General features: G+C 36.7%; 14 protein-coding genes, 1 tRNA gene and 2 rRNA genes. 2 read left to right on the top strand and 15 right to left on the bottom strand.

What is annotated here, in order from left to right:
• Positions 1-3: 3 nt before the first annotated feature.
• The 7 genes from H1220_03000 to trmL form a co-directional block, all read right to left on the bottom strand.
• Positions 4-2,924 (bottom strand): 23S ribosomal RNA (locus tag H1220_03000).
• A 121-nt stretch (positions 2,925-3,045) separates the two neighbouring features.
• Positions 3,046-3,118, bottom strand: a tRNA-Ala gene (locus tag H1220_02995).
• Positions 3,119-3,186: 68 nt separating this feature from the next.
• Positions 3,187-4,747: ribosomal RNA gene (locus H1220_02990) — 16S ribosomal RNA — on the bottom strand.
• Together the 16S and 23S rRNA genes with 1 tRNA gene alongside form the textbook arrangement of a ribosomal RNA operon.
• A 365-nt stretch (positions 4,748-5,112) precedes the next feature.
• A complete protein-coding gene (locus tag H1220_02985; protein ID QMI86335.1) occupies positions 5,113-6,213 on the bottom strand; it encodes a DEAD/DEAH box helicase in 1,101 nt (366 codons plus the stop codon).
• Positions 6,214-6,215: 2 nt separating this feature from the next.
• Positions 6,216-7,214 (bottom strand): Gfo/Idh/MocA family oxidoreductase, encoded by a 999-nt coding sequence (locus H1220_02980; GenBank protein ID QMI86334.1) that lies wholly within the window; start codon positions 7,212-7,214, stop codon positions 6,216-6,218.
• 9 nt (positions 7,215-7,223) lie between these two features.
• A complete protein-coding gene (locus H1220_02975) occupies positions 7,224-8,072 on the bottom strand; it encodes a metallophosphoesterase (protein ID QMI86333.1) in 849 nt (282 codons plus the stop codon).
• 2 nt (positions 8,073-8,074) lie between these two features.
• Positions 8,075-8,593 (bottom strand): tRNA (uridine(34)/cytosine(34)/5-carboxymethylaminomethyluridine(34)-2'-O)-methyltransferase TrmL, encoded by a 519-nt coding sequence (gene trmL / locus H1220_02970; protein QMI86332.1) that lies wholly within the window; start codon positions 8,591-8,593, stop codon positions 8,075-8,077.
• 80 nt (positions 8,594-8,673) lie between these two features.
• Here trmL and H1220_02965 point away from each other — a divergent pair, with 80 nt between their 5' ends.
• Positions 8,674-9,342: a YigZ family protein gene (locus tag H1220_02965; GenBank protein ID QMI86331.1), complete on the top strand. Its 669-nt coding sequence runs from the start codon at positions 8,674-8,676 to the stop codon at positions 9,340-9,342.
• Between the two features lie 104 nt (positions 9,343-9,446).
• On the opposite strand, the gene H1220_02960 is transcribed toward H1220_02965, so the two are convergent.
• Positions 9,447-10,778 (bottom strand): NtaA/DmoA family FMN-dependent monooxygenase, encoded by a 1,332-nt coding sequence (locus tag H1220_02960; GenBank protein QMI86330.1) that lies wholly within the window; start codon positions 10,776-10,778, stop codon positions 9,447-9,449.
• A 1-nt stretch (position 10,779) separates the two neighbouring features.
• Positions 10,780-11,760 carry a nitronate monooxygenase gene (locus tag H1220_02955; protein QMI86329.1) on the bottom strand — a complete coding sequence of 327 codons (981 nt, stop codon included), beginning with the start codon at positions 11,758-11,760 and terminating at the stop codon, positions 10,780-10,782.
• Positions 11,761-11,877: 117 nt separating this feature from the next.
• Here H1220_02955 and H1220_02950 point away from each other — a divergent pair, with 117 nt between their 5' ends.
• Positions 11,878-12,435 (top strand): TetR/AcrR family transcriptional regulator, encoded by a 558-nt coding sequence (locus tag H1220_02950; GenBank protein QMI86328.1) that lies wholly within the window; start codon positions 11,878-11,880, stop codon positions 12,433-12,435.
• A 307-nt stretch (positions 12,436-12,742) separates the two neighbouring features.
• On the opposite strand, the gene H1220_02945 is transcribed toward H1220_02950, so the two are convergent.
• The 6 genes from H1220_02945 to infB form a co-directional block, all read right to left on the bottom strand.
• Entirely contained in the window at positions 12,743-14,530 is a 1,788-nt protein-coding gene (locus tag H1220_02945) for an oligopeptide ABC transporter substrate-binding protein (protein QMI86327.1), read from the bottom strand.
• Positions 14,531-14,674: 144 nt separating this feature from the next.
• A complete protein-coding gene (locus tag H1220_02940) occupies positions 14,675-16,249 on the bottom strand; it encodes an ABC transporter ATP-binding protein (protein ID QMI86326.1) in 1,575 nt (524 codons plus the stop codon).
• Positions 16,250-16,552: 303 nt separating this feature from the next.
• Complete coding sequence (locus tag H1220_02935) at positions 16,553-17,848, bottom strand: radical SAM protein (GenBank protein ID QMI86325.1); 1,296 nt, start codon at positions 17,846-17,848, stop codon at positions 16,553-16,555.
• A 646-nt stretch (positions 17,849-18,494) separates the two neighbouring features.
• Complete coding sequence (gene rpmG / locus H1220_02930) at positions 18,495-18,644, bottom strand: 50S ribosomal protein L33 (protein ID QMI86324.1); 150 nt, start codon at positions 18,642-18,644, stop codon at positions 18,495-18,497.
• 523 nt (positions 18,645-19,167) lie between these two features.
• Complete coding sequence (gene rbfA / locus H1220_02925) at positions 19,168-19,518, bottom strand: 30S ribosome-binding factor RbfA (protein ID QMI86323.1); 351 nt, start codon at positions 19,516-19,518, stop codon at positions 19,168-19,170.
• A gap of 50 nt (positions 19,519-19,568) precedes the next feature.
• Positions 19,569-21,953, bottom strand: coding sequence for a translation initiation factor IF-2 (infB, locus tag H1220_02920; GenBank protein QMI86322.1), 2,385 nt, complete (start codon positions 21,951-21,953; stop codon positions 19,569-19,571).
• Between the last annotated feature and the right edge of the window lie 14 nt (positions 21,954-21,967).

The raw sequence follows: 21,967 nt of genomic DNA, 5'->3' as shown, positions 1-21,967 counted from the left end.
CTCTTTTGGTTAAGTCCTCGACCGATTAGTACTAGTCCGCTCCATGCCTCACAGCACTTCCACTCCTAGCCTATCTACCTGTTCGTCTCTCAGGGGTCTTACTCTTCTCAGATGGGAAATCTCATCTCGAGGGGGGCTTCACGCTTAGATGCTTTCAGCGTTTATCCCGTCCACACATAGCTACCCAGCGATGCCCTTGGCAGAACAACTGGTACACCAGCGGTGTGTCCATCCCGGTCCTCTCGTACTAAGGACAGCTCCTCTCAAATTTCCTACGCCCGCGACGGATAGGGACCGAACTGTCTCACGACGTTCTGAACCCAGCTCGCGTGCCGCTTTAATGGGCGAACAGCCCAACCCTTGGGACCGACTTCAGCCCCAGGATGCGACGAGCCGACATCGAGGTGCCAAACCTCCCCGTCGATGTGAACTCTTGGGGGAGATAAGCCTGTTATCCCCAGGGTAGCTTTTATCCGTTGAGCGATGGCCCTTCCATACGGTACCACCGGATCACTAAGCCCGACTTTCGTCCCTGCTCGACCTGTCCGTCTCGCAGTCAAGCTCCCTTCTGCCTTTACACTCTTCGAATGATTTCCAACCATTCTGAGGGAACCTTTGGGCGCCTCCGTTACTCTTTAGGAGGCGACCGCCCCAGTCAAACTGCCCATCTGACACTGTCTCCAGTCACGTCTTCATGACTCGGGTTAGAGGGTTCATGTCACAAGGGTAGTATCCCACCAGCGCCTCCTTGGAAACTGACGTCCCCACCTCTTAGGCTCCTACCTATCCTGTACATGTCACACAAACACTCAATATCAAACTGCAGTAAAGCTCCATGGGGTCTTTCCGTCCTGTCGCGGGTAACCTGCATCTTCACAGGTACTATAATTTCACCGAGCCTCTCGTTGAGACAGTGCCCAAATCGTTACGCCTTTCGTGCGGGTCGGAACTTACCCGACAAGGAATTTCGCTACCTTAGGACCGTTATAGTTACGGCCGCCGTTTACTGGGGCTTCAATTCATACCTTCGCTTGCGCTAAGCACTCCTCTTAACCTTCCAGCACCGGGCAGGCGTCAGCCCCTATACGTCATCTTTCGATTTTGCAGAGACCTGTGTTTTTGATAAACAGTCGCTTGGGCCTATTCACTGCGGCTGATGCTTCCATCAGCACCCCTTCTCCCGAAGTTACGGGGTCATTTTGCCGAGTTCCTTAACGAGAGTTCGCTCGCTCACCTTAGGATTCTCTCCTCAACTACCTGTGTCGGTTTGCGGTACGGGTTGTCACAGCCTCGCTAGAAGCTTTTCTTGGCAGTGTGATTGATAAGATAGACTCTACTCGTTTCCTTTCAAGCCCCCATCACAACTCATTCTTATAAAGACAAGCATTTTACTCATCTTCAAACTCGTTGCTTAGATCTCACTATTCCATCAGTGGACTCTTTCAACCTCCTGCGTCCCTCCATCACTCAATCAGTTGTGACAAGTACAGGAATATCAACCTGTTATCCATCGACTACGCCTATCGGCCTCGCCTTAGGTCCCGACTAACCCTGGGAGGACGAGCCTTCCCCAGGAAACCTTAGTTATTCGGTGGACGGGATTCTCACCCGTCTTTCGCTACTCATACCGGCATTCTCACTTCTAAACGCTCCACCACTCCTTACGGTATGGCTTCTTCGCCCTTAGAACGCTCTCCTACCACTGACGCTCTTCACGTCAATCCACAGCTTCGGTGGTCTGTTTAGCCCCGGTACATTTTCGGCGCAGGATCACTCGACTAGTGAGCTATTACGCACTCTTTAAATGGTGGCTGCTTCTAAGCCAACATCCTAGTTGTTTAAGCAATCCCACATCCTTTTCCACTTAACAGACACTTTGGGACCTTAGCTGGTGGTCTGGGCTGTTTCCCTTTCGACTACGGATCTTATCACTCGCAGTCTGACTCCCGTTTATAAATCTCTGGCATTCGGAGTTTATCTGAATTCGGTAACCCGAGATGGGCCCCTAGTCCAAACAGTGCTCTACCTCCAGGATTCTCACAACGAGGCTAGCCCTAAAGCTATTTCGGAGAGAACCAGCTATCTCCAAGTTCGATTGGAATTTCTCCGCTACCCACACCTCATCCAAGCACTTTTCAACGTGCCCTGGTTCGGTCCTCCAGTGTGTCTTACCACACCTTCAACCTGGACATGGGTAGGTCACTTGGTTTCGGGTCTACGACAACGTACTATCTCGCCCTATTCAGACTCGCTTTCGCTTCGGCTCCGTCTCTTCAACTTAACCTCGCACGCTATCGTAACTCGCCGGTCCATTCTACAAAAGGTACGCTATCACCCATAAACGGGCTCTAACTACTTGTAAGCACACGGTTTCAGGTTCTCTTTCACTCCCCTCCCGGGGTGCTTTTCACCTTTCCCTCACGGTACTTGTTCACTATCGGTCACTAGGGAGTATTTAGCCTTGCCAGATGGTCCTGGCGGATTCCAACGGGATTCCTCGTGTCCCGCCGTACTCAGGATGCTACTAGAGGCTCATTCCATTTCGACTACGAGGCTTTCACTCTCTTTGGCTGACGTTCCCACGCCATTCGTCTATAAAACTCACTCTCACATCGTAGTCCTACAACCCCAATCAGCATGCTGACTGGTTTGGGCTCCTTCCGTTTCGCTCGCCGCTACTCAGGAAATCGATTTTTCTTTCTCTTCCTGCAGGTAATGAGATGTTTCAGTTCCCTGCGTCTACCTTCTCATTAGCTATGTATTCACTAATGGATACTATCCCATTACGGATAGTGGGTTCCCCCATTCGGATATCTCTGGATCATTGCTTACTTACAGCTCCCCAAAGCATTTCGGTGTTCGTCCCGTCCTTCTTCGGCTCCTAGTGCCAAGGCATTCACCGTGCGCCCTTATTTACTTAACCTACCATACATTTCCCTGTATGTTGCGATTCTCTTTTAAAAAACTCTTCTCGGTAAAATTTTCTTGGTTTGTTTTCTATGTATTCAGTTGTCAAAGGTCTTCTTCGAGTACCATCGTACTCTATGGAGAATAGCGGGATCGAACCGCTGACCTCCTGCGTGCAAAGCAGGCGCTCTCCCAGCTGAGCTAATCCCCCAACCTCTTGATTAGGTCTTTCAACCCTCTCAAAACTAAACAAGACGCCCCTGTTGTGCTTTCCTTCTTTTCCTTAGAAAGGAGGTGATCCAGCCGCACCTTCCGATACGGCTACCTTGTTACGACTTCACCCCAATCATCTATCCCACCTTAGACGGCTAGCTCCTTACGGTTACCCCACCGGCTTCGGGTGTTACAAACTCTCGTGGTGTGACGGGCGGTGTGTACAAGACCCGGGAACGTATTCACCGCAACGTGCTGATTTGCGATTACTAGCGATTCCGGCTTCATGTAGGCGAGTTGCAGCCTACAATCCGAACTGAGAACGGCTTTAAGAGATTCGCTTACCCTCGCGAGTTCGCTGCTCGTTGTACCGTCCATTGTAGCACGTGTGTAGCCCAAGTCATAAGGGGCATGATGATTTGACGTCATCCCCACCTTCCTCCGGTTTGTCACCGGCAGTCTGATTAGAGTGCCCAACTGAATGCTGGCAACTAATCATAAGGGTTGCGCTCGTTGCGGGACTTAACCCAACATCTCACGACACGAGCTGACGACAACCATGCACCACCTGTCACTTTGTCCCCAAAGGGAATTCTCTATCTCTAGAGTGGTCAAAGGATGTCAAGACTTGGTAAGGTTCTTCGCGTTGCTTCGAATTAAAACCACATGCTCCACCGCTTGTGCGGGTCCCCGTCAATTCCTTTGAGTTTCAACCTTGCGGTCGTACTCCCCAGGCGGAGTGCTTAATGCGTTAACTACAGCACTGAAAGGTGGAAACCTCCCAACACTTAGCACTCATCGTTTACGGCGTGGACTACCAGGGTATCTAATCCTGTTTGCTCCCCACGCTTTCGAGACTCAGCGTCAGTTACAGACCAGAGAGTCGCCTTCGCCACTGGTGTTCCTCCATATATCTACGCATTCCACCGCTACACATGGAATTCCACTCTCCTCTTCTGCACTCAAGTCCCCCAGTTTCCAATGACCCTCCACGGTTGAGCCGTGGGCTTTCACATCAGACTTAAGGAACCGCCTGCTCTCGCTTTACGCCCAATAAATCCGGACAACGCTTGCCACCTACGTATTACCGCGGCTGCTGGCACGTAGTTAGCCGTGGCTTTCTGGTTAGATACCGTCAATCTCTTAGCAGTTACTCTAAAAGGTGTTCTTTTCTAACAACAGAGTTTTACGATCCGAAAACCTTCTTCACTCACGCGGCGTTGCTCGGTCAGACTTTCGTCCATTGCCGAAGATTCCCTACTGCTGCCTCCCGTAGGAGTTTGGGCCGTGTCTCAGTCCCAATGTGGCCGATCACCCTCTCAGGTCGGCTACGTATCATGGCCTTGGTGAGCCGTTACCTCACCAACTAGCTAATACGCCGCGGGTCCATCCATCAGCGACAGCTTACACCGTCTTTCCCTTGTGTATCATGCGATACACAAGCCTATTGGGTATTAGCAGTCGTTTCCGACTGTTATCCCTATCTGATGGGCAGGTTACCCACGTGTTACTCACCCGTCCGCCGCTAAACTTAGAAAATGCAAGCATCTTCTAAGCTCCGCTCGACTTGCATGTATTAGGCACGCCGCCAGCGTTTGTCCTGAGCCAGGATCAAACTCTCATTAAATATAAAAGTTTTTAAGCTCTTTTTTGCTGACTTATCTTTGGATGTTTCCATCCAGATTTATTGTTTTTGTTTTGACACATCCATTGGATGTTGTCCCTACACATTTGGTTTGTCTTTGTTTAGTTTTCAAAGGGCTGTGTTGACTGTTTCCAGTCATTTTGTCGTCCCTTGCGACGACTTATACATCATACCAACACACCTTTTTTTTGTCAACACCTTTTTCAAACTTTTTTTCTTTTTTTTCAAACTTTTTTATTTCCCCCGTCAGATCAACGTTTTTGGCGTGTCATGACTTTTATGGCTTTCATAAAAACTTATTTTTTTTCAGTTTATTTTCTTTATAAGAGAAAACACAAACGAAAAAATCATTTGTGTTTTTCTTGTAAAATACTGTCTTTGACAATATATTCTTTAATATCTGTATTTTTAGGTACTATTTTTTTATACTCTATTTCTTGTTTCGTAGATACAAAACTGATGACACAGCCGGATTTTCCCATGCGTCCTGTTCTACCGGCACGATGTAAGTAAATATCCTTTTCTCTTGGCAGGTCGTATTGAATGACATAAGGTAAATCGGTAATATCCAATCCACGAGAGGCAACATCTGTTGTTAATAAAAATGTTACGTTTCCTTCTTTAAATGCATCTAACATTTTTTTACGTTCTATGTGATGTGTGTCACTGTGTAATACACCAACTTTTATATTTTCAAACATCATTTTTTCGTAAAGTAAAGCTAAACTTCCAACATTTTGTACGAAAACCAATCCTCGCATCTTATTTACATAGGCTAATTTACGTAATATATCACTTCTTTTTCTTTCTTCAACACGTATGAACCCATGCGTTACATTTGATGTTTGATGTGCAACATTGATAAAGTTGGCTTGTGTATTAAACCATTTTGAGATATGTTCTAACGTGTCGTTTGATGTTGCTGAAAAAAACAGTAACTGTCTTTGTGACGGTGCACGTTTAACAATATCTCTGACTGTATGTAAATGTTCCTCTTTTAAGAGATAGTCTGCTTCATCTAAGACAATACTTTTAAGTTGGTGGCATTTTATTTTTTTTGTTTGGCTCATCAATTCATGCAATCGACCTGGCGTCCCGACAATTACTTCTGGCTTTTTTTTCAACTGTTCTATCTGTCTTTTTACATTTGCGCCACCTGTAATAACTTGTACCGTAACATCTAGCCACTCACGGCACACAGAGCCTATTTGTTGCGCTAGTTCTTGTGACGGTGCCAGCACAAGAAGTTGTAATGTTTCATTTTTTTCTAGTTTATCTAAAAACGGCAAAATATAAGCCAATGTTTTCCCTGTTCCAGTAGGTGAAACCGCTACAATATCTTCTCCGTTTTTGATTGTTTCAAAACATTTTTCTTGAATAGGTGTCAATCGTTCAAAATGATGCTGTTCCATTTTATTTTGTACAATCATTGGTAATTGAGTTGTCATGTTTATCCTCTTTCTTCGTCATCTTCTTTAAACAGAATACCTACTTGTCTTCTTAGTTGCTCTGTTATTTCTGTTACTTTTCTACCTATTTGCAGACGCTCTTGATAAAATTCTTGATCTTTACCTTGTAATATATCAAAAAACGCTTGCCATTCAGCTATCATTCTATCTGGATGTGCTGGTACAGAAAGAATTTGTTTTTCGTTTGTTTTTTTGTTAATCAGCGTAATATCGGTTATTCTGTCAATGGATTGTATGGATAATGTCATTTCTTTTGTATATATTTCACTTGCTACATAGGACTGTACTTGTTTGCTGATATGTCCATAAACAGAAAATGTTGGATATGTTAAACGAATAACACCTTGACCGTCTACACCTGTCCAAAGAAGTTGTGCATCGTAATCAATATCTGTTGGTTCACCAAACCAGCTAAGCGCAGCGTGTAAAAGGTACACACCTAAATCCATGATAGCACCACCGGCATGTTCTTTAGAAAAAATATTATGTTCAATGCCATGATAGACATCTTCAATACGTGATGAAAATTGACAAAAATTCAAGATTGCTCCGTCAATTTTTTCAAAATTTTTAATTGTTTTTGTCACAATGTTAAAATTAGGTTCATAAGCTGTACGTATCGCTTCAAATAAATAGGTATTATTTTCTTTTGCTAATTGTAAGGCAGTATCCCACTGTTTTGCTGTTACAAATGCTGGTTTTTCAACAACAACGTGCTTTCTTGCTTTTAAAGCTGTACACACTTGAGAAAAATGGCTGGCATTTGGTGAGGCAATATATACTAAATCTATATCTTCTCGATTAACAAAGCATTCTAAGTCCGTTTCATACTCTGTCACACCAAACTGTTCTCCAAAACGTTGAGCACTTTCTAGTTTTCGGCTATATACAACTTGGAGCTTGTACAATTTTGTGCTTAACGCAGAAAGCATACTCTCTTTTGTGATAGCACTGGTTCCTATAACACCAATTTTAATCATTGTTTCCTCCTAATTTTTAGCTATCAATTTTGCAACAACCATTTCTGGTTTATTATTTACTCTAAGTGGTATTTTTTTAGAGGTGCCAATCCCTCGACTAATAACTAGTAATTTATCTGGTAAAATCGGGTGGGCATATACACCCTCTGTATAGTTTGGTAATACACCTTGATTATTTGAAAATAAGCCTCCAATTACTGGAAGTCGAACGTGTCCACCTTTTGCATACCCCGAAAATGTAACGTCAGGCAATTTTTCTTCTTCGGTATGGTAAAATAAAAACCATTCTGGATGATGTGCCAATAAAATTTTCACATCATAACTATGTTCTTCAGGAACATGGATACGTCTTAAATACAAACTGTCCTTTGTTTGTTGTGCTGTTTTTTCGTCTAGTCCCATAATAAGTACACCGGATTTTTTATGACGGTGCCAAATGGTGTCATTTTCCAAATAAATCCCGCCTGCTTCAGCAATGTCCTCTCTTAATTTGTCAAGATGTTTCATCTTGTATTCATGATAACCCGACACCACATACGTCGGTGCAATATTGACAAGACCTTGTATGAAATAAGTCATTTCTTTTCTATCATAATTGCCTTTAGCTGTTACCAAGTTACCTGTTATAATAATTATGTCTGGTTTTTGTTGAGCAATTTGTTTTGTTAAATGATTTGTATCTAACAATTCATTTGGAAAATGAATATCAGATAATTGGATAATTGTAAACTCTTCTAATTCTTTAGGCAAGTCAAATATAGGTAATTCATAAGTTGTTTTTACAACTTTTCTATTTTGCCAGTAAACAACAGCGCTGCCCATTAGTACGGAAGCAATACCTACCCATTTTTTCTTCATTTTTACCACCCCAAGTGTTCTGCTTTTTCTGTGTCGTATGTATGTGTTAATTCTAAATGCGGAAAGCCTTGTTGACGTAAGACTTCATAAATGACTAAAGCTGCCGTATTGGATAAATTTAGGGAGCGTACATGCTCATCATTCATTGGGACACGAATACATTGTTCTTTAAAGGATTGCATAAAACTTTCTGGTAGCCCCGTTGTTTCTTTTCCGAAAACAAAGAAATAATCTTGTTCTGCTTGATAAGTAATGTCGCTATAAATGTGTTTGGCAAACTTCGTCACTAAATATAGAGGCTTGTTTCCAACAAAATCCAAAAATTCATCTAAATTTTTATAGTAAGAAATAGTCACATCATGCCAGTAATCTAATCCTGCTCGTTTTAACTGTTTGTCGTCCGTTGAAAATCCTAAAGGTTCGATTAAATGTAAATGCGTGTTTGTTGCAGCACATGTACGTGCAATATTTCCTGTATTTGCTGGGATTTGGGGTTCAAAAAGAACAATGTGATTCGTCATAATATTCTCCTATTGCGTAACTTTATTATTTTCATTATACTTAATTTTAAAGAAAGTATCAAAAATTACATGGAGAAACTATGGAAGAATATAAACAAATTGCAAAAGATGGGGAAGCAGAACTTATTATTAGGGCATCACGTTTTATTTGTGCATTAAAAAAAATAGATACCGAGGAAGAAGCACTTGCTTTTATTCAAGAAAAGAAAAAAGAACATAAAAAAGCAACGCATAACTGTTCAGCTTTTTTAATTGGTGAGCATGACCATATTCAAAGAGCACATGATGACGGAGAACCTAGTGGTACAGCAGGTGTACCAATGCTAGAGGTACTCAAAAAAAATGATTTGCATAATGTCGTAGCTGTCGTAACTAGATATTTCGGTGGTGTCAAACTAGGTGCAGGAGGCTTGATTCGTGCGTATAGTTCAGCTGTTTCAAATGCTTTGAATCACGTAGGTATTATGATGCATACAAAACAATTTATTGTTACGATTCGTGTTCCTTACACACTCAGTGGTAAGTTTGATTATTTTTTAAGTCATTCTCCATATCGTTTGCTACATACGGATTATGCTAGCGATATTACGTATACATGTGGCATTCTATCTCGTCTGCTATCAGATTTTGAGCAAGATATTACGCAACAATTTAATGGTAGTTTAGCATTTGTTATCGAAGAAGAAGCGTATATTGATTTACCTTTAGAAAAAGAAACATTGCATTTATCTGACGAGCACTTTGAATAATGGCAAAAACACTTGACCTCAACATTTTTAAGTTGTTGAGGTCAAGCATTTTACGATTCAAGAACTTTTAATACAATTCCTGTTTTTAAATCACTTATTTTATATTACATTTTCTCTGTTAATATACCATATTGATAAGGAACACCTAAATTTTCACGCAAGGTTGTTCCTTCGTAATCTTCGTGGAAAATACCACGTTCTTGTAAAATGGGTACTACTTGCTCTACAAAAGCTCGCACACCGTCATGTGCTAAGTCGGGAACAATTGAAAATCCGTCTGTCGCACCTGATTCAAACCACTCTTGAAGAAAATCGGCAACATCTTTTGCTGTTCCAACAACAACTGGATGATAGTTAATTACACCCATAGCTAAAGTATCTAAAGGCGAGTAACCTTCTTGCAGCAATGTCACAGCTCTAGGAGAACGTGGATCTTGCCAATGTGGTTGTAACATTTGTTGAACATTTTCTGGTAATGGTTTTTCAACATCAAAACTTTTTAAGTTAATACCTACCATAGCTGATAAATAATCTAAACGTTGTGATGTTTCTTGTGGATCAAATGCCATTACTTTTCTACGACGTGCCAATGCTTCTTCTTTACTATCTGCAATAGTAAACATAAACCCTGTAAAGACATTTATATCATCTGCAGATCGTCCATGATTTACAGCACTTTGGCGAAGCATATTGCGGTATTCACGTGCTTCTTCTATTGTAAAAGGATTGGCGTAAACACCAGAAGCAAATCGTCCTGCTAAGCGAACACCTTCTGGACTAGATCCCGCTTGAAAAATTGGAGGTTGCCCTTGTTCTGACGGAGGAATTGGTAGAGGTCCTCTCGTTTGAACGTAATTTCCAGTATACTCAATTGGATTTATTTTTGACATATCTGCAAATTGACCTGTTTCTTTATTGTGTAGATAGGCTTTTTCTCCCCAAGATCCCCATAGACTTTGAATCGCTTCAATCATCTCATGAGCACGTTCATAACGTTCTTGACTTACTTTGACATGCGTACCAAAATTAGCTGCTGTCGCTTGAGTTGTAGTCGTGACAGCATTCCAGCCAACACGACCGTGGCTGATGACATCAAGTGCTTTTAAATGACGCGCTAAATTATACGGTTCATTAAAAGTTGTTGAAAATGTACCAACTAAACCAATATGATTTGTTGCACGTGCAACAGAAGTCATTGCAATCAATGGATCCATAGAATGCATAGGTGTATCTTCTGTTAAATCATTGACTAAAGCAGGAGTATCTGCCATAAATAAAGCATGAATTTTTCCTTTTTCAGCTAACTGTGCCATTTCAACATAGAAATCCATATCTGTATAAGCATCTGCTTTTGCTTCGGGTAATCGCCATGTTTTAAATTCTCCGCCATAACCTGATGCCATTTGAAGCACAATTTTCATTTGTTTTTTCTTCATATTATAATAACTCCTCAATCCCAGACATCAGTTTATCCATAATGACCGCTACGGGTTCAATCTTATCAATCATGGAAATACCTAAACCAAATGATGCAAATCCTTTGCTAAGATCACCAAAGAGCATGCCATCTCTCATACCATTATAGCCTCTTTGCACTTCAAAAATATCTTCTTCACTGGCACCTGCTTGGCTCATTTCCAACAGTTTATTTGGAATATCTCCTGGTAGGGAACGATAATAAGCAGGTACTGTTCTATATAATAACAAATCAGAAGCATTTGATTTTAAAGCTAATTCTTTTATATTTGATGCTAAAATTGACTCTTCAGACATCATGAAAGCTGTTCCGACAAATAAACCTTCTGCTCCTAAAGCAAAGGCTGCTCGTGCTGTACGAGCGTCTGCAATACCACCCGCAGCCATAACAGGTACACGCCCTTTTGCTGCATCCACAATCATCGGGACAATAGAGAAAGTACCAATCACTTTCTCGGGAACTGTTCCACCTTCATCAAATCCAGTTGCTACAATTATATCTGCTCCACCTTGAATAGCTTCTTCCGTGTTTTCAACGGTTGGTGTGGCAGCACGAAACACAACTTTAATACCTTTATCATGAAATCTCTTCGTCCATTCAGCTGAGAAATCTCCAACCATAACAGCAACACTCACACCTTCTTCAACCATTAAATCTAACATAGGTTGTGTAAAAATATCTGTCATTGGATGGCCTGGTGCGACATTTAACCCTAAAGGTTTATTTGTTATTTGACGAGCAATTCGTATTTCACGACGCATATTTTCAACTGTTTCTTCTACGGTTGTCGCTGCGACTGTTTGTCCAGCACTAATTCCTAGAACGCCTAATCCTCCTGCTGCACTAACAGCACCTGCATATCGACCATTTGTTAACCAAGCTAATGGCCCTTGAATAATTGGTTTTTCAATTCCTAAAATTTCTGTAATACGATTTGTCATTTGTCTTTACCCTTTCTTTATGTTATAGTCACTATATTACAGATGTCATTTAAATTGGTCAATTTACATATTTAGTGAAATTGTCACTTATGTGACAAATAGAAAGGAAGTGTCATTTTGAAACAAGATTTACGATTTGAAAAAACAGAAAAAGCCATTCAAAAAGCTTTTTTTGAATTACTACAACAAAAAGATATGGCTAAAATTTCTGTTAAAGAAATATGTGAATTAGCACAAATCTCTCGAAACGCTTTTTATCAACACTATGAAACGAAAGAACATCTTTACGATAGTTTATTACAACACATTCTTATTTCTATCGAAAAAGCATGTAGACCTCTTGTCAAAGATATGACGTCAATAACGGACGTTGAACGTCGTTTATTTCTTGATAATATTCTCTTTGCTGTTCATCAGAATCGTTTTATTATTTATCAATTATTATCTAATCAGCCAGCTGTTTTTTCAGCTGCTTTTAAAGAAATGCTTATCTCTGCTATGTGTCTAAGTACAATTCAACTCAATGGTTTACCCAATTTATATTACATTCATGTTTTTGCAGGTGGTATAGTCGCTTTTGTGAATTATTGGTTACTCGAAACAAGTGATACACTTGAAGAAGCACAAGACCAATTATTTTTACTATTGGGACAATTAAATCTACCTAATAGATAGGCTAAAATTTCTATCAAAATATCATTTATCTTCGTCTACCGTTGGATTATCAAAAATAGTATTAGCCCCTTTCAATTAATAATCGTTTCTCATCCTAATAATAGGTAGTTTATTTGTTTTGCACCTAACGGAGTGTCACTGGACTTAAAGAAGCATAACAAAAAAGAGCGATTTGTCATCGCTCTATAAATGTTTATTTGATAAATTCATGCAGGTTGGCTAAACCTAAAATTAAGGGAGTTATCAAATGACACATTTTGGTTTCTCATATTATTTTTAGTTTATCATAATATGTCTAAACCCATTATTATTTTTTAGAAGCAACTGGTGCACTATTTAACAATTCAACTTTGTGTAAGTTTGTCACTGTATTGAGTGAAGTATCTATCGTAATATCCCAGTTTTTAACGCGTTTGTTAACAGCAAGTAATCCTGTTCTATATAAGAATGGAATAGCGTATGCTTGATCATTTGAATATTTTTGCCATTCTTCAAAAATTTCTTTTTGTTTTTCTGGATCAAACGCTTCATTTGAACTCATTCTTTTTAAAATTTTATTTTGTTCTTCTGATACAAAACGTGCATAGTTTGTTGAGCTATCTCCCCATAGTCCATTTTGGTTTGGATCTCCACCTAAGCCCCAAGCACCTGAGAAGATGTCGACTTCTGGATCGTCCTCTTGAATTTTTTTGTAGAATGTATTAAATTCAATGGTTCTACCGCCTACCAAGCTAACTTTTACACCGATTGTTTCCCAATCTTTAATCATTGCTTGTGCGATCGCTTCACCGTCGCCACCTGACATAGATGCAAATTTAAGTTCTAATTTTTCACCTTTTGGTGTTTCACGGAATCCGTCACCGTCTTTATCTTTATAGCCAGCATCGTCTAATAATTTTTTCGCTTTTTCAACATCATACGGATATCCTTTTTGAATGTTTGAGTGTAAATTACTAAATGTTGGTGTAATCAACGTATTCGCTCTGGCACGTAAATCACCATAGAATTGTGACGCAATTGCATCGCTGTTCAATGCATAACCCATTGCTTGACGTAATACTTTGTCTTTTGCTTTTGCTTCTGGGTTTGTCACAATTTTCTCAGCTTCTTTATCCCATTTACCTAATTTAAACGCAACATAATTGACAGTATTTTCCCATTTACCAATAATCGTTGCATTGTCTAATTCTTTGAATGAGTCATAGATAGATGTACTTGTTGGGACACTCATGATGTCATAATTTCCTTTAGCAAACTCATCTGAAGCATTTGTTGTGTTAACAACTTCCATAACAACACCTTCAATTTTTGGTTTGCCTTGCCAGTAGTACGGATTAGCTTCTAGTGTAACAGATTCTCCAGAAACGACTTTTGTAACACGAAATGCTCCTAAACCAACTGGATTTACACGAACGGCATCAGATGCAGCTTGGTCTTTTATAGGAATATTACTGAAAATATGTTTCGGCATTGCACTAGACCAAAAGCCTCCTGATTGAATGATAGACGGTGAAAGTTCTTTTACTTTAAATGTCACAGTATAGTCATCAACTTTTTTAATACCTGAAATTTTATCAGTTTCACCTTTGTGGTACTCTTCCATACCGATAATATTTGAAAAATCGTCGCCGTAACGAGCACCTGTGTAATCTTTATGCCCAATGACTTCAAAAGAATAAATATAATCATCAATCGTTAATGGATGTCCATCAGACCATTTAACATCTTTTTTAATGGTTACTGTCACTTCTTTTTTCTCTTTATCTAATGTTAATTTACCAATTCTTTCTGTGAAATGTAAATCTGAATCACTACCGAATAAAGATTCATCAAAGAAATCTACAACTTCTCCATCTGGAGCCCCTAACCAATAGTTTGCATTTAAAACACCTTCAATAGGACTATCCGAAACAATGGCATATTTTAAAATACCTCCGCTAATAGCTGTTCCTTCATGATCAATTTTAATAGGGAATTTACTTTGTGTAATATCTCCTTTTTTGACTTCCTCTTCTTGTTTAGCCGTATTGTTACCACAAGCTGCCAGTAATAATACTGATGAAGCTCCTAAAAACCATTTTACTTTTTTGTTCATATTATTTTCTCCCTTACTCAAAATTAAAGATAACCGAATAGTTATTTTAAGTGTATTCTAATTTTTATTTAACTTAAAAACAACTTCCATCTGACAATCCTTGTGATAAAATCTCACAAACTCCATTTTAATAAATATTTAATATCATTTGTTTCCCTTATCTAAATCTAATATTTCTTTATATACAGTATCATCTTCAATATGGTGTGCTACCTCAATTAAAATAATCGGTAATTTATATAAAATATGACGTACTTTTTTTGCATTTTTTCTATCTAGTGCTGCTGTTATTTCATCAGCCAATACGATATCTTTATCTCTAATCAAAAAACGAACTAATTCTAAACGAAGTTTCTGCCCTCCTGAAAGATTATTTCCATTATCCCTTAGTTGATACTCTAAAATATCAGGAATCTCTTCAGTTAATCCGACTATTTTTAAGAAATAGAGCATTTTTTCTTTAGATATATGTTGTCCGAGTGTTAAATTATCCTCAATAGAAGCGTTCATAAAAAATGGCTGTTGTGATAAATAGGCCACATTTCCAAGATAATCAGTATAAACATTTCCCTTGGTATCACGAACAAATACTTGTGCATTTTCGACAGATTCTTTAGAAGCTATCATATTTAACAAAGTTGTTTTACCAGACCCACTCGATCCTTTAATAAGCATTTTCTCTGTTTTTTTGAGTGTGAATGAAACATCTTTAAATAAGACACGATTGTCTTGTTGCTTTTCTAAATCTACTACACATAATTCCTGAAGATTCTTCACTACCGAATATGTATATTCTTTATTTTCTGTTTCCAAAAGAGAAAATATTTTATCACGGACAACTTTTGAACGTTGAATATCAGAGATACCGTACAGCATTGTCTGAATTGGACCATTCAAGCTCATTGTAGCAATATACATCGAAACCAGGCTTGCTGATGTAATATTTACACCTTTTGTTTGAAGAAATAATCCTAACGCAAGCGGCAATACTTGACCAATAAATTCAATCGGGCCAGTAAAAAAAAACGTCAGATTTGTTGTACAATCAGCTTTTAATCTAGCATTCTCATACATTTCATTACTTTTCAAAATACTATCTAGCTGTTCTTTTTGTGCACCATTATAAAATATGGTATTAACACCTTTAAAATAATCGCCAACTTTTAAGTGAAAATTTTTTTGTTTTTCTGCATACTGTGCACCACTACTTTGTATTTTTTTATTCATTAACCAATGTGGTACTGGACGTAAAATTGAAAAACTAATAAACATAAGTCCTACTCGAATATCTTGGCATAAAATAAATAGAACCGTTACGATTAAAGAAAAAATTCTTGCGATGAGCATATCAAGTTTTAAAAAATAATGTTCGTAAAGGTTTTCCATATCTTGTGTCAAAATGGATACTTTCTCATCATACATATACTCATCTCGTAAAAATAAAGATTTAAGTAATTTTGTTTTCATCACAATTTGTATACGTCGTTGTAGATGATTACTAACAAAATTAGCCAAAAGCGTAGAACTATAAAATATTGTGTATAGAATAAGTCCATAAACTAAAAACTCTAAAACTGTATTCATTGTCAATGTTGTCGTTTTAATATTTAACAAACGTTCCATCAATAAGGGTCTCATCAGAATCATGCCACTGTTTACACTCACTGCCACAAGAAAGACAACGATAATCTGCCAACCTATGTATTTACATATTTTCATTTTAACCTCCATTATGGTTTAAAAATAGTCACAAAACACTTAAAATTTTTCCAAAATAACAAATATAACAAAATGTCTCAATCCTTATGTGTGACTTCTAGGATTGAGACATACGTTAATTGACCTTATAAAATTTTAAACGGATGTTATTTATTTTATAATGACTATCTCTTACAAAAAAATTCATTGTTCAATTAACTTAATTTATTTTATTTACTATTCTACCCTCCTACTTGACATTCATGATGGTCACGTAATACTATCTCTTCTTCAGTAGATAAATTATTTTCAATAATAATCATTTTATTTTACTCCTTTCCTTTCAACATCAAGATAATCATTATATTCTTTATTTAATACAAACAATTCTAGATTTTTATCAATTTTTCTTTTAATTTGTTCACATAATCTAGTATTCTTATTTACTCTATGTGCAGGAGGACAATATCCTGATTTACAAATTAAAACAACAGGACACTTTTGACACTCATCATCTATAGTTAATCGCCATTCGTTAAATTTTTGAACATTAAATTTACCATGAACCGTTCCAAAAATATTTTGTCTTGAATATAAAGCAACTGTACACGATTGAATAATTCCTTTTACATTAAATGAATAATGATTAGGTCTATTAGCATAACAATTAAATAAATTAGTTATCACCGACCTTGATATTGGAACATTATATCCTTTACTAATTGCTAATTTCGACAATTCAAAACTTGCATCTTTATGAGCTAGTGTTACTTTATAGTTTTTAGGTCTATCTCCACACCCCCAATTCCCTACATTATAAAAATAGAATTTAAAGCGTTTATCATTTTTAAAAATTTTTCCATCACCATCTAAAAATCTTTTAATAGAATGAATATTTTCTTGAGAAATATTAAATCTACAAGCACAAGAAAAAGATAATGGACTATCAACCATTTTTCTTAGATGTTTCATAATTTTTTGATATGAACCTGAACCATTTTTTAAAGCTCTCTGAAAATTATGATTTTCTTCTTCGCCATCAATGGTAATTTGAAAACTACGCACATCGTACTCTTTAACTAATTGATTAAAAATACGTTCATTTAATAAGTATCCATTTGTTGTTATACTTGCAGAATATTTTACATTCATTTCATTACTTAAGGATTTAAAGGCAACAGATAATCTTTTTATTGTTTTAAATCCTAATAATGGTTCCCCTCCAAACCATGCTACATGAAAATTTTCTATTCTTTTTTCTAGTAATCTTTCTTTAGCAAATTCCAAAATTCTTTTTTCAGTTTCTTTGCTCATACTGATGTTTTCAAACTTTTCATAACAATACTTACATCTAAAATTACAATCTCCATGTACTAAAATTGTAAATTCAAGTGTTTTATCTTCATATTGTCGAATTTTTAATATACTATTTTCAAACTCATCTGAATCTTTAAAATAATTATGTATTTTTAAATATTGATTAAATTGTTGTTTTATCTTATTTTCATCTATTCTTTTTAATAAATCATTTGTCATAAAAAAAGAATGATTATTTTTAGAATTAAAGTACAATTCACCATTTTCTACTTTTTTTCTCAAAATATAAGGTGATAATTCCATACTAACTCCTTTCTAAAGACTATTTTGTTTATTATCAATACACAAAAATATGCTATATTCACGTATTTTATACAATTTTTACATAACTTATTAAGTATTTCACAATATAAATTGACGTTTTTCAGTTATCCTTTATTTTTCATAGAATTTTACTCCATTTTTAATTCCTTGTCAATTCTTTTTTAATTCCTAATAAATCAAAATACGTTTTTTATACCTCTAAATAAATAAAAAATACGGGTTTATATATCAGAATTTTTATATACAAACACGAAAAATACTGATGTTTGATATTAGGAAAAATAGTAAAAAGCTAGAAATACAACGATTAAAAACGTTGATTTCTAGCTTTTTATTTCAGAATATTTTTATTCACAATATCATGTAAGAGTTGGAAAAATTTGTACTCACTTGAAAAATAAAATCTAACATCATCAAAAAGATGTTAATTCGCCACTTCATTTATGTGTAACTTTATCTTTTAGTTTATATAGTGCTGTAGCTCTATAAAAGTTTATTTAACAATAAAAAGGGATATTTTATCACTAAAAATTCTAAGATTTTATCTATTTTAGCTTAGTTTTTTATACAATAAAAAAAGCTGTTTAAACAGCCTTTTTAAAATATCTATTATACATAAATAGCTCTATTTGACCTCACGGTGCAAAGTTCTTTTACGTAATTTTGGACAATATTTCATCACTTCGATACGCTCTGGGTTATTACGTTTGTTTTTAGTTGTGATGTAATTACGTTCTCCTGATTCTGTACATTCTAATGTAATGTTTACGCGCATGTTTTTCCCTCCAAACGTTCAAAAATAGTGAAGTTTCCACTTCATACCTAAAGTATTATAGCATCTTTCAAGCATTATGACTAGTGATAACTTAAAAATTTAAAAGAAAAATCATTATTTTTTACAATTTATTTTTTCAAATACACACTATATTTATCTCTTATCAATTTATTTTCAAAGAAAATAATTTACAATATTTATGTTTAGTAATATAACGGGCATATCCTCAACATATATTTAAATTAAGTAAGTTGATTCTATAAAAATCAATGATAGACTAGAGCAGATAAATGAAAAATTTAAGATTAAAATAACTATTTATTTTTGTGATTGCCTTTTTCTTATACATAGATTTTTTCGTAAAAATTTTTAATATTTAAACTTTCGTGATTGTTCTTTTCTTGTTTTTTTATTTGATAACTTATTGATAGAAAATAGAACAGCAAATTCAACAATATAAAAAGGTTCTATAATAAATCGTGTTGGTGGATTATTCCCACCAACACGATTTATTATCATTAAACTATTGTTTTTCGTTGACTTGACGGATTAGTGCATCAATGCGATTACCGTAATCGACAGATTCGTCACGTTTAAATTGTAATTCTGGAGTTTTGTATAAACTTAAACGTTGCCCTAATTCACGGCGTATTAAGCCAGTCGCTTTGTCTAAACCTGTTTGTTCTGCTTGTCTGTCACTTGCTAATGTAGATAAAGTACTGTAATAAATTGTTGCTTGTTGTAAGTCACCTGTGACATGCACATCTGTTATGGTAATGCCGTCTACACGAGGGTCTTTTACTTTAAAGCGTAAAATATCTGCTACTTCTCTAAAAATTTCTTGACTAACACGTCCTACACGATGATTTGCCATAAATACCTCCTCATCTTTTCACCAAACTCATGCAAGTGAGTTTGTGTTTATTAGCGTTTAATTTCAACCATGATATATGGTTCAATAACATCGTCTACTTGAATATCATTGAAGTTAGTTAACATCAATCCACACTCGTATCCAAGTTTCACTTCTTTTACATCGTCTTTAAATCGTTTTAAACTTGCCAATTCGCCGTCATGGATAACAATATTATCACGAATAACACGTACTTTACAGTTACGTTCGATGCGTCCTTCTAATACATAAGCTCCAGCGATTGTTCCGACTTTAGATACTTTATATGTTTCACGAACAACAACTTGACCAATAATTTGTTCTTCATATTCTGGGTCAAGCATACCTTTCATCGCTGTTTCAATTTCTTCAATAACACGATAAATGATTTGGTGTAAACGAATGTCTACTTGTTCGTCTTCTGCTTGTATTTTTGCTTGTGGTGTAGGGCGAACGTTAAATCCAATGATAATTGCATTACTTGCTGCTGCTAATGTAATATCACTTTCGTTGATTGCCCCTACTGCTGAATGGACAATACGTACACGAACACCTTCAACATCAATTTTTTGTAAACTTGATACTAACGCTTCTGCTGAACCTTGTACGTCTGCTTTGATAATGACGTTAACTTCTTTTAACTCGCCCTCTTTTAGACTTGCAAATAAGTTATCCAATGTTACATGTTGACGAGCATTTCTTTGTTCAACCAATGCATTTTTAGCACGTTGTTCACCTGCTGCACGAGCTGTTTTTTCATCTTGGAAAACAACAAATCTATCGCCGGCTTGTGGTGCACCATTTAATCCAGTAATTTCAACTGGTGTTGATGGAATAGCTTGTTTCACACGTCTACCATGATCATTTACCATTGTACGCACACGCCCGAATGTATTCCCAACAACAATAGGATCTCCAATATTTAAAGTACCATGTTGTACCAATAATGTTGCTACAGCACCTCGACTTGGATCTAAACGCGCTTCAATAACCGAACCTAAAGCTAAACGGTCTGGACTAGCTTTCAATTCTTGCATTTCAGCAACTAACAAAATCATTTCCAATAATTCGTCTACATTTTGACCGAATTTTGCAGAAATTTCAATAAACGGCACATCTCCACCCCATGCTTCTGCAATAACACCTTGCTCACTTAATTCTTGCATCACACGACCTGGGTTAGCATCTGGTTTATCTATTTTATTTACAGCAACAATAATTGGTAAATCAGCAGCTTTCGCATGGTTGATTGCCTCTATTGTTTGTGGCATCACACCGTCATCTGCTGCAACAACGATAATGGTAATATCCGTTACATCTGCTCCACGAGCACGCATTGCTGAGAACGCAGCATGTCCTGGTGTATCTAAGAATGTTACTGTTTTTCCTTGAACATCTACTTGATACGCTCCAATATGTTGCGTAATACCACCGGCTTCAGATAATGATACTTTTGTATTTCTTAAATAGTCTAATAATGTTGTTTTACCATGGTCAACGTGTCCCATAATTGTTACAACAGGTGCACGTTCTGTTAATGTAGCAGCATCAATCTCTGCATCGAAGAAACTATCTAAGTCTGTATTATCAACAATAACTTTTGCTTGCGCTTCGATACCATAATCTGCCGCTAATAATTCAATGGCATCAGCACTTAAACCTTGATTTAACGTTGCCATAACACCCATCATAAATAGTTTTTTGATAATTTCAGCAGGTTCACGATAGATTTTTTTAGAAATTTCAGCAACGGTCATACCGTCTGTGTAAACCAATACTTCAGGTAATTCTTTAAATTTACGTTGTGGCATAGCAGGTTTTTTCACTTCTGCTTTTTTATGACGTTGTTTTTTTCCACCTCTTGAAAAGGCATTGTCATCAAAATGATTATTTTGACGTTTGTCTTGTTTTTTGTTTTTCTTTCCAAAGCTTCCATCGTTTTCATCACGAGTATCTTTAGCGAAACGTTGTGGTTTATTCTTTTTAAAGTCATCTTTGACAAAAGTTGTTTGTTTGTTTTCTTGTTTTGGAGTGTTTGATACCATAGTTTTTTTATTTTCTTCTCTATCTTTTTTTACAAATGGCTTTTGTTGTTTATGTTGCCCATTTGGTTTTTGATTTGTTTGTTGCGTCGAATTTGTCACCGATTTGTGTTCTCCCGCATGATTTTTCTTAAAGTGCTTTTGCTGTCCTTGAGGTCCTTTTTGCTCTTTCTTTTTATCTGCTACAAATAGTGGATTTTTATCTTTAGATACAGCTTTTGGTTTTTGACTTTGTGATAATTTCGCAATATCTTCATCACTCATCGTTGACATGTGACTTTGATAGCTAATCCCTAATTTAGCAGCTTTTTCAATAATTTCTTTACTTGATAAGCCTTGTTCTTTGGCATATTCATATACGCGTTTTTTTCCCATTATGAACCTCCTCT

This window comes from Carnobacteriaceae bacterium zg-84 (genome assembly GCA_013874835.1).
GTDB lineage: Bacteria > Bacillota > Bacilli > Lactobacillales > Aerococcaceae > WM01.
Note: the sequence above shows the minus strand (reverse complement) of the source record. Positions and strands in the feature narration are given on the sequence as shown.